The following is a 15,412-nucleotide window of genomic DNA, read 5'->3' as shown; positions in this document are numbered from 1 at the left end:
TTATTTAATAATTTTATTTTAATTGAAAATATTACAATCAATAGGGATTACTTAGGAAGAATATTTATAGCCGTTTGTTGTTTAATGTGCATAATCAGAATTTATATTAAATAAAATAGCCTGAATCTCTTTGATGAAAGTCTTAGGGTGTTATATGAAAAAAGCCCGGCTAATGCCGGGCTTTATAAAATATGATCATTTTTATTTTTTAATAAATTTCAGGTTTGAAGTAGTTCCTTTATCTTCAATTGAAATGACATACGCTCCAGTGCTTAGTCTTGAAACGGAGATCTTATTATCTGAGATCTGGCCGCTCATTACTTTCTGGCCTGCAATATTGGTGATTGAGAATTGTGCCTTAGGGGAAACCTGAGTTACATTCAGGATATCACTTACTGGGTTAGGATAAATCTGAATAGAAGCTTTATCTTTTGTCACATCACTTGTAGCAAGCTCTTGTTGGATAAGGATAGGGTAGTCTTCTATTTCACCATAGTCCTGGCTGCTGCATCCGTTTTGTGGTTGGGTACCATAGGCCATTATCACTCTCATAATTACATTTCCTCCTGTATAGGCATTCATAGGTACAGAGAATGTTCCGGTTACCGGAGTAACTTTATTAGGGACGGTTGTGAGAATGATTTCAGATTCAGCAAAATATCCATCTTTATTGAAGTCTATCCATGCTGTTACTCCTTCATTATAGGTCGTTGTACTTGTCCATTTTTTGGTTACACTGATTGTGTTGTTTGATGATCCTGGTTTTAGAGTAATTAATTTTGTCTGATCGGTGGTGTAATCGGTGTATGAAGAAGCCGCACTTGTATTGGAAATAGCATTCATACCTGCAGGGGTTACCGTAACATTAGAAATATACTCATCCGAAGGATCTGCTGAAACTGCACAAATAAAAGGCAGAGTAGTGAAATTAGTAGAAGCTGAATAGGTTCCAACGGTAGAATTACATACATTGGCTACTTGTACTTCATATTGAGTAGCTGGGTCTAAGCTGGAAAGATAAGAAGAGTTGGCCGCTGCAGGAACGGTTACCCATGTTGTAGTACCCACTTTTCTATATAGTAAAGAATATTCTGCTCCTTGGAGGGCAGACCAATTGATATTGGCTGAAGACTTTGTAACTCCAGTGACTGCAATTCCTGTAGGAGCGGTATCGGTAGAACAAGGACTTGCTGAAGCAGACACCGTGGCACTTCCAATGGCATAAAAAATATTATCAACAGCGCTTACTCTTATCTTTAGATTAGAACCTGTGGCGAGGGATGAGAATGAAAAAGGTTCAACTCCATCATTAGGAGTAGATGGAGTAACAACTGTCCATGTAGTTCCGTTGTCTGTGGTATAATCTATTTTAACATTCTGCACATTATAAGGAGAGCCGTTTGTATTTACAACATCCCAGGTAATGGCACCAGCCAGGTTGTTATAAACAGTATTTGAAGTTACCTTGAATGGCCCGTCATTCCCAACATCCACTTTTACCGGACTACTTTGGGTTTGCTGCTGAGTGATATCAGGGTTATTATCCCTTACTGTTACTTTAAAATTCATGACTCTTGCTACACCTGGTAAAAGTTCCCAGTCCTGTACCGTTGTAAGGTTTCCATTGAGTACGGTTGTCAGTTTGGGAAAATAGCGGGAAGGTGAGGTTGTTGGAGATAGAGATCTGAAAGCGGCACCACCAGTACGGGTAGAGGTTAAAGTATTAAATAGAGTACCAGAAATATCATATTGCTCCCATGCGTAAGTCATAGGGTCATTTTGAGCATCGGTGGCATTGGCTGTTAATACAAAAGCAGTTCCTTTGGGAATAATCCTGTTCGTAAGTGGTTGTATCACAGGTGGAGTATTGACAACTGGAGTCGTAATTCCACAAGTTTTACTATTTACATACGCTTGTATTTGCTCAATATTGATGACATGAAAGTAAGCATCCGAATGCATTTGGACATTGGCCGCAGTAATTCCTGCATATCCCATAATCGTAGATCCTGATCCTGGTTCTATTGGAACATCCGATTGATTTTGATTAACAGTCATTGTATGACGGCCTCCTAATTGATGACCTAATTCATGAGCGACATAGTCAATGTCAAAAGCATCTCCAAAAGGTTGATCTACTACAGATGGTGAAGTGATTCCAGCTCCTTTAGAGGTTGCATCATTATTGCTGGCAGGATTTATACATACATTTCCGACTCTTCCCGCACTTCCACCACCACCTCTGTGGCCAAAAAAGTGGCCAACATCATAGGCTTCATTGCCTATACCGACTGTATTGGTAAGTGTTTGCTGAACCTGTAAGTTCCATGCTGAAGGGGCACTGTAAGTACCATTAGTATTAGCAATAACATTTGAATAAGGGTCTGTAGCTGGATCTGTAAAAATAATTTGTGGAAAATCCTGTACAATCAAATGAATTCCCAAATCCTTTTCATACACACCATTTACTCTATTGATGGTAGCGTTAATACGTGCAGCAGCGCCTGGAACACCACCCGCAAGTTGGGTATATTCTCCGTTTACAGAAACGGCAAGCCTGTATGTTCTATACTTTTGATCATTGTTTTTATTAGAAACCCCTGCGCCGCTTAATCCTTTTTTTGATTGTAGAAGTTGCTTCATCTGCTTTTTTGCATTTTCAGGCTCAGATGTAGTACATTCAAAAGGAGTTCCGTCTGATGTTTTGTTCGTTTTAAAGAAAACACCATACACATCTTTTTCCTTATTGATAGGTTCTATAAATTCATATTTTCCTGTTTTAGAATCAAAAAGCATTGATTGGAAATCATTCGGAGCTGTACTGAATCTTACCTGTTTTGTAGGATTATCCAGTCCAACCCCGGAATAAGCACCTAATTCATACCTTTCAGCCATTGATTTTGCTACAACAGGAGCACTGTAGACCGAAAATCTTTCAACTTTTCCATCAGTAGTAGGAAGAGAAACAACTACCGGATTTCCTTGGCCGGCTTCTGGAGCATTTTTTAATAATTCTCTCAATGCATTGAGGTCGAATTTGTAAGAATGAAGGATATTTACCTCTTTCCTTATCGGACTAACTCTTTGGGAAACCGGTTCCCAACGCTGAGCTTGCAAGCTTGTTAAGCCTATAGCTAACGCAAATAAGAAAGTAACTTTTTTTTTCATAATATATTGTAATAAGATAAAATTGTTTTATGAACTTTTTGTAAATTTAACTATTTTTATGATAGAATGAATATAAAAGTGCTTGATTTAAGATTGTTTTTTGTTTTTATAAATGATAATCTGTGTAATTGTTAATTTGAATGTTTTTTTTCGCCACAAATTTGATTTTAGAAAATATTTAGTCATATTGCATGAAATCAATTTTAGAAAGAGAATAAAAAAAGAGCTTGTTTCATTCTGTGAAACAAGCTCTTTTTTAGTTATATAATATTGTTATTTCTGTACAACAGGAAGATTTCCATTGCTTTTTTGTACCCTTTTATAAGTGAAAGTACACATCATAATACTAAACTCATATAATATAAGTAATGGGAAAGCAGCCATCAACATACTGAGTACATCCGCTGGAGTAATAATTGCTGCAACTACCATGATCAATACAATAGCATGACGACGATAAGTCTTCATAAATACAGGAGTAAGAATTCCGATGCTGGTAAGGAAATAGATCAGAATAGGGAACAAGAAAATAACACCCATCCCAAGAACAACCTGTAAAAACAATGTGGTATAATCACTTAGATCATAAAGTGGAACTATAATATCTGAAATTTTAAAGATAACTCCAAAGTTAACTGCGAAAGGCAGAATTAAAAAGTAGCCACATAAAACTCCCGTCATAAAAAGCATCCATACAGCATTAATGATGTAGATTGAATTCTTTTTCTCTCTTGGGTGTAAAGCAGGGCTGATAAAACGCCACAACTCCCAAACAATATAAGGAAATGCTGCCACCATCCCTCCAAAAACGGAAACCGCCATCATTACATTGAACTGTTGATATAGTCTTTGTACACGTACGGGGAAATCCTTTGGCAGGTGAATGCTGTCTTCTCCTAAAATCAGCCTTGAAAAATGATTAACAATTTTGAAAGTAGGGAAATCATTTCTGGTAGGTCCAAAAAAGATATGATCCATAATCCAGTTGATATTGAAACCTACCGCAAAGGCTGCAATGATGATAGCAATAATCGAACGAACCAAATGTCCTCTTAATTCTCCAATATGCCCCAGAAAGGACATGTCTTTGTTATTGTCCATATAATAGAATCTGTCAAAATACCACCTTCATAAAAGGCAAGCAGTTTAAGTTTGCGAAATTATGAAATAATAATCAGTATTTAGAATTTATTAGTCATGAATTTGTTCAGGATTATATGACGGATTGCTGATCTGTTTTTAAAGAGACTTTTAGGTATAACAACAGACAGCTCAAAATGATTTCAAGCTGTCTGTTGTTTTTATCATAAGATTCAATTACTTTTCCAGAATTTTCAGAACTTTTTCGGCTACAGCTGCTCCTGATTGAGGGTTCTGTCCTGTTACCAAATTTCCATCAGCCACCGCAAAAGGAACAAAATCCTGATCTGCTTTTACATAGTGAGCTCCTTTGCTCTTCAATACATCTTCTGTAAGGTAAGGCATGTGATCTGCTAATTCTGCTGCAATTTCTTCTGAATTTGAAAAGCCAGTTACTGTTTTTTCTTTGATCAGAAGCTCTCCGTTAGAAAGTTTAATGTTAAAAAGTCCTACAGCTCCATGACATACAGAGGATACGATTCCGCCTGTTTCATAGATGCTACGAGCTATTTCCTGTAATTCTTTATTGTCAGGAAAATCCCAAACGACACCATGTCCACCGGCGTAGTAAATGACACTATAATCATTGGGATTTATGTCTTTTGGAGTTAAAGTATTTCCTAATTTATTTCTGAAAGTTTCATCAGCATAATATTTCCAATCCACAGGTTGTACAAACATTTGTATAGAAATAGGATCTAGCGGAGTATAACCTCCTTTCGGGCTTACAAAATCAATTTCATAGCCTTTTTCCTCCAGTTTCTCATAAAAATGAACGGCTTCACCCAGCCATAGGCCTGTTGCTCTTTCCATATTAGGGTATTTTTCCACACTTGTCACTACGATTAATGCTTTCTTTTTCATTGGTATTGTATTAAAAATTTATAAGACAAAGGTTGGAATTTTGGCGGACTTATAACAAGGATATAGGTCAAAAAAAAGATGTGACCTGTGTCACATCTTTATTAATATAGTCTGCTTAATGTTTCTCTTGAAACTCCAAGATAGCTTGCAATAAGTTGTTTGGGAATATGATCTATAAAGCCCGGATATTGTTTTATAAAATCTTCATAACGTTCCTTAGCAGATTTACTCATTAAAGAAAGTATTCTTTGCTGTAGAGCTACATATCCGAAATTAGATTTTACCCTGAAAAAATGTTCCATAGCAGGAACTTTTGCACAAAGGGTATTTAAGTCTTCATAAGAAATCACATGAACTTCCGAATCTTCAATACAATCAACTGCCAGTGATGATGTTTCCTGCCTGAAAAAGGCTGCAAAGTCTGAAATCCACCAGTTGGAAGCAGCGAATTGAAGGATATGTTCTTTTCCTGTATTGTCTATGAAACTACTTTTAAGAATACCTTTTTCTATAAGGAATATTTCATGTACAGGCTGATGTTCCTGGATCAGAAATTGTCTTTTCCGGAATCTCTTTTTTACAAAACAACGCTGAATGATCTCAAATTCATCATCCGGAAGAGTAATAATTTCCTGAATATGCTCTTTTAGAAAATGGCTCATCCTACTTCAAAGATTAGTTGATGCCTTCATCAAGCAATTTATGCAGATCAATGATTCCGAAATACTTTCCATTCTCAGTGACTACCAGCTGGCCAATATTATTACCTTTTAAAATTTTCATAGCTTCTTTTGCGAGAGCATCCTTTTCAATAGTTCTTGGATTTGCAGACATAATGTCTTTTGCCAAAACCTTAGTGATATCTTCTCCTTTCATCAACATTCTTCTTAAATCACCATCCGTAATTACTCCAATGATTTGATCTTCATTCGTTACAACGGTAATTCCGTGGCTTGATGCACTGATAGAGATAATAACGTCTCTAATAGTAGCCTCTTCGGAAACCTGAGGTTTTTGTGAAGAAAGAAACTGCTCTACCTTAGAAGTCAGATTTTTACCTAAGCTTCCTCCAGGGTGGAATTTGGCAAAATCATTCGCTTTAAAATCATTCAATTCCATTAGAGCTATGGCAAGAGCATCTCCCAATGCCATTTGAATCGTGGTAGAACTTGTAGGTGCCAGTTTATTAGGACAAGCCTCTACATCAACATGAGTATCCAGGATAATTTCGGAAAACTCAGCCAGTTTGCTGCTTTTATTTCCTGTCATTCCGATCAAAGCTGAAGAATAATCCTTTAAATAAGGAACCAGATTGGCAATTTCAGGAGAATTTCCGGAATTAGAGATACAAAGCACGACATCCTGTTTTTGGATCACTCCTAAATCACCATGAATAGCTTCCGAAGCATGCAAAAATTGTGAAGGAGTACCGGTAGAATTTAGAGTAGCAACAATTTTATTCCCCACATGCGCCGATTTGCCAATTCCTACTACAATTAATTTTCCTTTTGCAGAGTGAATAATCTCTACAGCCTGGGCAAATTGGTCGTCAATTCTGTTTTTTAATTTTTCTAATTCTGAAATTTCAATTTCTAAAGTACTTTTAGCAATTGATATAATGCTGGTTCTATCCATTTTATGATAATAAGGTATACAAAAAAGTTTTCAAAAAACGTTATATTTTAAAAACAATATTTAATATAAATTTTATTTTTTATAAATTCGTTCGCTTTTATTTTAAGCAGAATTTTTATAACTTTGGGTTAGATGCAAATTTAGCAATAGAAAATTAGATGAGCGCAAAAAAAGCCAATTTATCAGGCGAATTGAAAAAGTATTTTGGGTTTTCTACATTTAAGGGACAACAGGAACAGATCATAGAAAACCTATTGAATGGGAAGGATATATTTGTTTTGATGCCTACAGGTGGTGGTAAATCATTATGTTATCAGCTTCCGGCACTTATTTCGGAGGGAACAGCTATTGTTGTTTCACCTTTAATAGCGTTAATGAAGAATCAGGTGGATGCCGTAAATGGGCTTTCATCCGAGGATGGGGTAGCGCATGTATTAAATTCATCATTAAACAAAACACAGACAAAACAGGTTTTTGACGATATTAAAAGCGGGAAGACCAAGCTTTTGTACGTAGCTCCTGAATCATTGATAAAAGATGATTATCTGGACTTTTTAAAGGAAGTTAAGATTTCTTTCTTTGCTATTGATGAGGCTCACTGTATTTCAGAGTGGGGACATGATTTTAGACCGGAATACAGGAACCTTAAACAGATTATCGATAAAATTGCCAGTGTACCGGTGATTGCCCTTACGGCTACCGCTACACCGAAGGTTCAGGATGATATTCAGAAAACATTAGGAATGACCAATGCTTTGGTCTTTAAAGAAAGTTTCAACCGTCCGAATCTATATTATGAGGTAACTCCTAAAATTAATATAGATAAAGAGATCGTTAAATTTATCAATCAGCATAAAGGAAAATCAGGGATTGTCTATTGTCTGAGCAGAAGAAAAGTGGAAGAATTTGCCCAGCTTTTGCAAGTCAACGGAATTAATGCTCTTCCTTATCATGCTGGTCTTGATCAAAAAGTGCGAGTCGCCAATCAGGATAAATTCTTAATGGAAGAAGTGGATGTTATTGTAGCAACCATTGCTTTCGGGATGGGAATTGATAAACCGGATGTACGTTTTGTAATTCACTATGACTTTCCAAAATCATTAGAAAGTTATTATCAGGAAACCGGAAGAGCGGGAAGAGACGGTGGCGAAGGTCATTGTTTAGCATTCTACGATCCTAAGGACATTGAAAAACTGGAGAAATTTCTGGCTCAAAAACCTGTATCTGAGAGAGAAATCGGATTACAGCTTTTAAATGAAGTGGTAGGTTATGCTGAAACTTCAATGAGCAGAAGGCAATATATCCTTTACTATTTTGGAGAAAGCTTTGATCCTGTGAAAGGAGAGGGTGCCAAAATGTGTGATAATTCATCCAACCCACCTAAATTAAAGGATGCTACAGATGATTTAACGAGAGTTCTTGAATTGATTAATGGTACAGGAGAAAAATTTAAGGCAAAAGATCTTATTTCCGTTATTGTAGGAAAAGAAACTGCGGTTACCAAGTCTTATAAGCTGGAACAGAATCCTCATTTTGGTTTTGGAAAAGAAGAAAAAGACAATTATTGGAAGACCATTTTAAGACAGGCAACGGTTCAGAATTTCTTGCAGAAAGATATTGAAACGTATGGTGTTTTAAAAATTGCAGAAAAAGGAAGAAAGGTATTAGGAGGCAAATCCAAAGATATTTTCCTTATTGCTGAAGACAGAGAATTTGATCTTACACAAGCTAAAGCAGATAGTGATCAGTTACAGCAGCAAGCCGGAGGAGGGTTAGACCAAAAACTATTTACTCTATTAAAAGAATTAAGAAAAAAAGTAGCCAAAAAACACGGAATTCCGCCTTATACAGTATTTATGGATCCGAGTTTGGAGGATATGACAGTTCAATATCCGATTACGATAGATGAGATCAACAAAATTTATGGAGTAGGAGAAGGAAAGGCCAAAAAGTATGGTAAAGAATTCGCAGACTACATCAAAACGTATGTTGAAGATAACAATATAGAACGTACTCAGGATATGGTATTGAAGCAGGTGGCTAATAAATCCAGCCACAAGGTTTTCATTATCCAAAGTACTGATAAGAAGATCGATCTTGAAGATATCGCAAGAGCCAAAAACCTTTCTATGGATGAACTTCTGAAAGAAATGGAAAGAATCGTTTATCAGGGAACCAAATTAAACATCGATTATTATATTGAAGATAATTTTGATGAAGATATCGTAGACGGCTTCATGGAATTTATGAACGAATCTGAAAGTGACAGTATGAAAATTTTATTGGATGAGTTTGGAGACGAACTATCTGATGAAGAGGTAAGAATGCTGAGAATTAAGTTTATCAGTGACGTTGCCAACTAAGGAATGAAATATGAAAAAAATAGTAAAAGCTCTTCAATTGAAGAGCTTTTTTGTTGTAGTTTAGTAAAAACTAATACAATTATACTGAATGCAATTTTTAAAGAAAAATTACCTTGTAATTTTATTTTTTGCCATAATAGGTATTATTACTTACGACTATTTTTTTAGGCAGGATTTCAAGAAAAATTATCAGAAAACCGGAGAATATGCTATCGGTACAATTCATGAAATTAAACCATATGGAAGAGGCACTGGTTATTATTATCTGTACACATTTAAGGTAGATAATAAAGAGTATAAAGGACGAACTGAAGGAGAAATGCCATTTTCTAAGGGGCCGCAACAGGTAGATAAAAGATTTCTGGTATTATATTTAAAGAATCATATTCATAACAATGCGCTTTATATAAGCATTCCTGTACATGATCATATAAAGAATAATACTGAATTAATGAAATGGGTCTCAGAACATCCTGAAGCCAAATCTAAACTGGATTCAATTCCGGGTACTGGATGGTTTTTTGAAAACTACTTTTAGGATGATGAAATTGTGAATTCTATATAGACATTATAATATTCTATGTGGCTCTGTGATTCGAAATTTTTTAAACCACAGAGCCACATAGATTTTTACCAATAAGATGATTAATGACAATTAAAGGTAAAGTCAGATTTTAGCAGTTTACAATTTTATCGGAGATAATCTTTGCGTCTTATAGCAATAGATATTAAAAAACAGATTGCGCCTTTGCGAATTCCAACAAACACCTATTTAAAAATTGAAATTGTTTTACTAGTAATGGTAAAATGAATATTTGACTTGTAATTAAACTTTTTAGTAACTTTAACTGATGAAAAAAATATCTGTCATATTTATTCTGCCGGACTTAGAAACCGGAGGTGCAGAAAGAATAGTTACCACCATTGCAAATCATCTTTCCAGGGATCGTTTTGAGCCTAAGATTTTGCTGTTGCGTAAACAAGGCGGATATCTTGATTTTTTGAAAAAAGATGTTGAAATCATCGATATCAATACAGAGAGAATCAGACATTCTTTGAAACCTATTTTAGGAGAAATCTACAGACGAAAACCTGATATTGTATTTTCCGGATTTGGAGAAGTAAATGCTTATTTATCATTATTTATCAAGCTTTTTCCAAGAACAAAATTTATTGCCAGAGAAACAAATGTTGTGACTCAGCATGTCACGAGGAAAGAAATCAAATTTTTCTATAATTTTTACAATAACTATCAGAAAATCATTGCGCAGAGTGATGATATGATGAAGGATTTAGTAGATAATTTTAATATTAAAAAGAAAAAAATTGTCAAGATTAATAACCCTGTGGACTTTGATTTTATTGATGAAAAGCTAAGAACTTCTTTAAAACCTGAAGGATTTAAATATAATTACAAAAATGTAGTCGCCATCGGGAACTTATCAGCCAGAAAAGGATTTGACAACCTTTTGAAAGTATTTTCAAGGCTCAAAAATGAAAATATAATGCTTCACATTCTGGGAGATGGAAAAGACAAAGAAGTATTGCTTCAAATGAAAGAGTTTCTTGGGTTGAAAAATGTTATTTTCCATGGCAGACAGGAGAATCCTTATCAGTTCTTAAAATATGCGGATTTGTTTATCCTTTCTTCAAGATACGAAGGCTTTCCTAATGTACTTCTGGAAGCCGGAGCTTGTGGAACCTATTCATTAGCCAATAATTGCCCGGGAGGAATTAATGAGATCATTCAGCATAATGTGAATGGAGAAATTGCCAATATTGAAAACTATGAAGATTTCGCTCAGCAAATCATCAACGTGATGCATGAGAACTATAACCGTGATGCGATAAAGAACTCTATTAAATCCCGGTTTTCAAAAAATATTATTCTGGATAAATATGAAAAGGTACTGCTTGACCTTATCAAATAATATGAATAAGTTTGAAGAACTGAAACGGAACCGATACATCAAAAAAATGCATTCCAATGCCATTGCAATGTTTACCAGGCAGATTGATCTTCGTGAAGGATGTTTGAAGATGGAATATTTTTATGACCAGATTGAACATATTTCCTCTCTAGAAGGAATTGATATTGATATTTTTAAAGAATTTTCTTTAAAAACAAGTTTTTTCCCTTTACCCAAAGAAAGAGAAGTTTATAATCAGGAATATTTAACCGCATTAGATGCCAGATTATCTACCATTGAAGAACAATACAGGGATCGGGTGCTACAGAAATGTGGAGAGCTTGTCAGTAAGCTTCAGTATATCAAAACGATTGTTTAATGATGATATTGGAAAGCATTGCTTTTTCGGGAATTGTTATTGCATTGATGTGCATTGCTTTACTGTTTACCAAAAAGAAAAATATTTCTTCCGATTATTATCTTATCGCCTGGTTATTGATTGGTATTGTTAATCTTGTGTACTATTTATTTCCATTTTTACTTCCTGAAATAGTTCAGCCCTTTGGCTTTGCGCTTCCGGTATTGAGTATGGGAATGCTTTACTTGTATGTCATTTCGATTACTTTTAATATTCAGTTCAGCTTAGACCGTCTAATTCGGCATTCTTTGTTTTATATTTGTTACAGCTTAATTTTTATTGGAATTTCACTGTTTTATAGCCGGATTGCCTTCAAGAGCAGTATTCCTTATTTTGTTGAAAAACAGCAAAGCAGAGTGTTAGATCTGTTAACCTTTCCAATGGCTGCTGTGCCTGTTGTATATATTATTTTATGTTTTCTGGCTTTAAAAAGATATCAGAAAATGCTTCCGGAATATTATTCTGCTCTTGAAAAGATCAATCTTAATTGGCTGAAATATATAATCGTTTCCTTAATTATTCTTTTTATTGGTGTTTTCTGTATGATTGCTTTAGGAACCCGTACGGATGTAATCCCTTTTGATAAGATCTTTCAAATTGTTGCCGCAGTGCAGAGCGGATATTTATTCTGTATTGTATTCTTTAGTTTAAGGCAAAGTATTGTTTTTAATCAGCAGGGAACTCTTGATGTGAATATAGTAATGAAACAAGAAGAGAAAACTAATATTCAGAATAAAAACAGTTCTGATAGTCTTTCTCAAAAACTATTGGAATTCATGGAAACAGAAAAACCTTATCTTGATGAAGAGCTGAGTTTGCAAAAATTATCTTTATTGATGAATGTTTCTACTCATCAACTCTCTCAAACAATTAATCAGGGGCTTAATACCAATTTTTACAAATTTGTGAATGCTTACAGAATAGATGAGGTCAGAGAAAAGCTGAAAGATCCTGAGTATGAAAAATATTCCATTTTGGGAATTGCTTTTGAGTCTGGCTTTAATTCAAAATCTACTTTCAATAAGATCTTTAAGGAAGAAACAGGAATGACTCCATCTGAATTTAAGAAGTCCGGATCTATCAAAAAAGAGTCCTAACCGATCATTTAGGACGATCAGACTTGTGTTTTGTGGGATTTTTGTCCTCAAAAAAACTATGGACACACCTCTTCATTTAAGTAACATTATTGTACATGTCATCAGCGGAACGATTGCCCTCATTGTTGGATTTCTGATCCTGTTCAAAACAAAAGGAACTCCTCTACATGTAAAGCTCGGATATCTTTTTATCTATTGCATGATCATTGTGGTAACGACTGGGGCTTTCGGAGTCATTGTATTTAAAAGAAATCTGTTTCTATTACTGATTACAGTTTTAGCGGGTTACAATACCTATTCGGGATTCAGAATATTAAAAGAAAAATCAAATCGATTTTACATCAAAGATCTTTTGGTGATGGTGGCTGCTTTAGCTATAGCCTTAGTGTTTATCTATTATCTTAAATCCATTGGTTTTTATTGGAATCCTGTGGTGATTTATTCTGGAGTAGGATATCTGCTGTTGGTAGTTTCTTATGATATTTTTCGATATGGTATTCCGATATCCCAATATGGGAATCTATGGCGTTATGAGCATTCCAGTAAAATGATCAGTGCAATGGGAGCCCTTTTATCAGCATTTGTAGGAACTCTTTTGCCTGATTTTAAACCTTATAGTCAGATCCTTCCTTCTTTGCTGATGACACTTATTATGATTTTTTTTAATATTAAAATCTATATTCGGCTGAAAAAACAAAAAGTCATGACAAAACCATAATTCCCTTAAAATGTTCTCAGTAAATAGGTAGAAATGTTTGAATATAAAAGACCTCTTACTTCTGTATATTTTGATTGTAACTTCCGATTGATGGGTTTTTTAGTATTTTTGCGTTTTAAATAAGAATACAATGAATATGATTCCTAAAATAGGATGTGCTTGTGAAAAACCTGACCATAATTATACTGAATTTAGAAGTTCCGAATTAGGAATAGATCATACTAACGGAAGACATGGAGAAGTAAGCATTCAACAGTGTAAGTTGTGCCAAAGAATATGGATTCATTATTTTGTTGAATATGAGCATTATTCCAAATCAGGAAGATGGTACAAGGGAATTGTTTCCAAAAAAGATCGTCCAAATATAACTCCGGAAAATGCAGTAGAGTATTTGGAAAGTCTTGAATGGTATGTGTATGGAGGTTCGTTTTTTGATAGTACAGGAACTATCGGAAAAGGCAGTCTGCAGCTAGATTGATAACCGCGTTAAGGTATTTAAAATTTTTTGATCTCAAAATTGATAAAACTCACTTTGGTGCTTGGTAATTTATATGTAAATTTGTGAGAATAAAGTTAGATAATAATAAACAAATTCATAAAATAACATGAGTCAATTCGATGTTACCGTAATAGGTTCCGGTCCTGGTGGTTATGTAGCTGCGATCCGTGCAGCACAGTTAGGTTTCAAAACAGCAATTATTGAAAAATATTCAACTTTAGGCGGAACTTGTCTTAACGTTGGATGTATTCCGTCAAAAGCGCTTCTTGACAGCTCTGAGCATTTTGAAAATGCAAAACACAATTTTGCAAGCCATGGAATTATTATCAATGAGCCGCAAGCAGATATTGCAAGAATCATTGAGCGTAAAAACGAAGTTGTTGATCAAACGACTAAAGGGATCAACTTTTTGATGGACAAAAATAAGATTACTGTTTTTGAAGGATTGGGAAGCTTTGAATCTGCTACTCAGATCAAAATCACTAAGAATGACGGTTCTTCTGAAACCATTGAATCTAAATATACGATCATTGCAACAGGATCTAAACCATCATCTTTACCTTTTATTTCTCTTGATAAAGAAAGAGTAATTACTTCTACTGAAGCTTTAAACCTAAAGGAAATCCCTAAGCATTTAGTAGTAATCGGAGGTGGAGTTATCGGTCTTGAACTAGGATCTGTATACTTAAGATTAGGAGCTCAGGTAACTGTAGTTGAGTTCATGGATAAAATCATCCCTGGAATGGATGGAGCTTTAAGTAAAGAATTAACTAAAGTTCTTAAAAAACAAGGAATGAAGTTTATGCTTTCTACAGCAGTTTCAGCAGTAGAAAGAAACGGAGATACTGTAAAAATTACAGCTAAAGATAAAAAAGGAGAAGAAGTAGTTGTAGAAGGAGATTACTGTTTAGTTTCTGTAGGAAGAAGACCTTACACAGATGGTCTTGGTCTTGAAAAAGCAGGGGTAGAACTTGACGAAAGAGGAAGAGTAAAAACAAACGATCACCTTCAAACTAATGTTGCTAACATCTACGCGATCGGAGACGTTATCAAAGGAGCTATGCTTGCTCACAAAGCTGAAGAAGAAGGAGTTCTTGTTGCTGAAATATTAGCTGGACAGAAACCACACATCAACTATAACTTAATTCCTGGTGTTGTTTATACTTGGCCGGAAGTTGCAGGTGTTGGTAAAACTGAAGAGCAGTTGAAAGAAGAAGGAGTAGCTTACAAAGTAGGATCTTTCCCAATGAGAGCATTAGGAAGAAGCCGTGCAAGTGGTGACACTGATGGTCTTGTTAAGATCATTGCTGACGAAAAAACTGATGAGATCTTAGGAATGCACATCATTGGAGCTAGAGCTGCTGACCTTATTGCTGAAGGAGTAATTGCAATGGAATTCCGTGCAAGTGCTGAAGATATTGCAAGAAGTTCTCACGCTCACCCAACGTATGCAGAAGCGATTAAAGAAGCTGCATTAGATGCTACAGCAAAAAGATCTATCCACATGTAATATTTGATTAAAATTTAATCATTTAAATAATAAAAGAGGAGCAAATTGCTCCTCTTTTTGTTTGTCTTATCCCTACCAGTATTTTTGTCA

At 35.0% G+C, this 15,412-nt stretch carries 13 protein-coding genes; 8 read left to right on the top strand and 5 right to left on the bottom strand.

Going from position 1 to position 15,412, the window contains the following annotated elements; all coding sequences use genetic code 11:
• Positions 1 to 201 precede the first annotated feature (201 nt).
• The 5 genes from GTR01_RS08190 to GTR01_RS08170 all read right to left on the bottom strand — a co-directional run bounded on the left by GTR01_RS08190 (position 202) and on the right by GTR01_RS08170 (position 6,807).
• The gene (locus tag GTR01_RS08190; RefSeq protein ID WP_160137357.1) at positions 202 to 3,168 is read right to left on the bottom strand and encodes a reprolysin-like metallopeptidase; all 2,967 of its coding nucleotides are present in this window, start codon (positions 3,166 to 3,168) and stop codon (positions 202 to 204) included.
• Positions 3,169 to 3,441: 273 nt separating this feature from the next.
• The gene (gene tatC, locus GTR01_RS08185) at positions 3,442 to 4,269 is read right to left on the bottom strand and encodes a twin-arginine translocase subunit TatC (protein ID WP_160137356.1); all 828 of its coding nucleotides are present in this window, start codon (positions 4,267 to 4,269) and stop codon (positions 3,442 to 3,444) included.
• A 216-nt stretch (positions 4,270 to 4,485) separates the two neighbouring features.
• On the bottom strand, positions 4,486 to 5,172 hold the full coding sequence (locus GTR01_RS08180; protein ID WP_160137355.1) for a type 1 glutamine amidotransferase domain-containing protein: 687 nt from the start codon (positions 5,170 to 5,172) through the stop codon (positions 4,486 to 4,488).
• Positions 5,173 to 5,273: 101 nt separating this feature from the next.
• Positions 5,274 to 5,834 carry a Crp/Fnr family transcriptional regulator gene (locus GTR01_RS08175; protein WP_160137354.1) on the bottom strand — a complete coding sequence of 187 codons (561 nt, stop codon included), beginning with the start codon at positions 5,832 to 5,834 and terminating at the stop codon, positions 5,274 to 5,276.
• Positions 5,835 to 5,847: 13 nt separating this feature from the next.
• Entirely contained in the window at positions 5,848 to 6,807 is a 960-nt protein-coding gene (locus GTR01_RS08170; protein ID WP_160137353.1) for an SIS domain-containing protein, read from the bottom strand.
• A 158-nt stretch (positions 6,808 to 6,965) separates the two neighbouring features.
• Between GTR01_RS08170 and recQ the strand changes: the two genes are divergently transcribed.
• The 8 genes from recQ (at position 6,966) to lpdA (ending at position 15,322) form a co-directional block, all read left to right on the top strand.
• Positions 6,966 to 9,170 carry a DNA helicase RecQ gene (gene recQ, locus GTR01_RS08165; protein ID WP_160137352.1) on the top strand — a complete coding sequence of 735 codons (2,205 nt, stop codon included), beginning with the start codon at positions 6,966 to 6,968 and terminating at the stop codon, positions 9,168 to 9,170.
• A gap of 88 nt (positions 9,171 to 9,258) precedes the next feature.
• Entirely contained in the window at positions 9,259 to 9,708 is a 450-nt protein-coding gene (locus GTR01_RS08160) for a hypothetical protein (RefSeq protein ID WP_160137351.1), read from the top strand.
• 313 nt (positions 9,709 to 10,021) lie between these two features.
• A complete protein-coding gene (locus GTR01_RS08155; RefSeq protein WP_160137350.1) occupies positions 10,022 to 11,101 on the top strand; it encodes a glycosyltransferase in 1,080 nt (359 codons plus the stop codon).
• A gap of 1 nt (position 11,102) precedes the next feature.
• The gene (locus tag GTR01_RS08150; RefSeq protein WP_160137349.1) at positions 11,103 to 11,459 is read left to right on the top strand and encodes a DUF2489 domain-containing protein; all 357 of its coding nucleotides are present in this window, start codon (positions 11,103 to 11,105) and stop codon (positions 11,457 to 11,459) included.
• Complete coding sequence (locus GTR01_RS08145) at positions 11,459 to 12,595, top strand: helix-turn-helix domain-containing protein (RefSeq protein ID WP_160137348.1); 1,137 nt, start codon at positions 11,459 to 11,461, stop codon at positions 12,593 to 12,595. The genes GTR01_RS08150 and GTR01_RS08145 overlap by 1 nt, the downstream gene beginning before the upstream one ends.
• Positions 12,596 to 12,653: 58 nt before the next feature.
• Positions 12,654 to 13,313 carry a hypothetical protein gene (locus tag GTR01_RS08140; protein WP_160137347.1) on the top strand — a complete coding sequence of 220 codons (660 nt, stop codon included), beginning with the start codon at positions 12,654 to 12,656 and terminating at the stop codon, positions 13,311 to 13,313.
• Between the two features lie 130 nt (positions 13,314 to 13,443).
• Positions 13,444 to 13,791, top strand: coding sequence for a hypothetical protein (locus tag GTR01_RS08135; RefSeq protein ID WP_160137346.1), 348 nt, complete (start codon positions 13,444 to 13,446; stop codon positions 13,789 to 13,791).
• A 127-nt stretch (positions 13,792 to 13,918) separates the two neighbouring features.
• Entirely contained in the window at positions 13,919 to 15,322 is a 1,404-nt protein-coding gene (gene lpdA / locus GTR01_RS08130) for a dihydrolipoyl dehydrogenase (protein WP_160137345.1), read from the top strand.
• The last annotated feature ends 90 nt before the right edge of the window (positions 15,323 to 15,412 follow it).

The organism is Chryseobacterium sp. c4a (assembly GCF_009900745.1).
In the GTDB taxonomy this organism is placed as follows: Bacteria; Bacteroidota; Bacteroidia; order Flavobacteriales; family Weeksellaceae; genus Chryseobacterium.
This window is presented reverse-complemented; position numbering and strand designations above follow the sequence as displayed.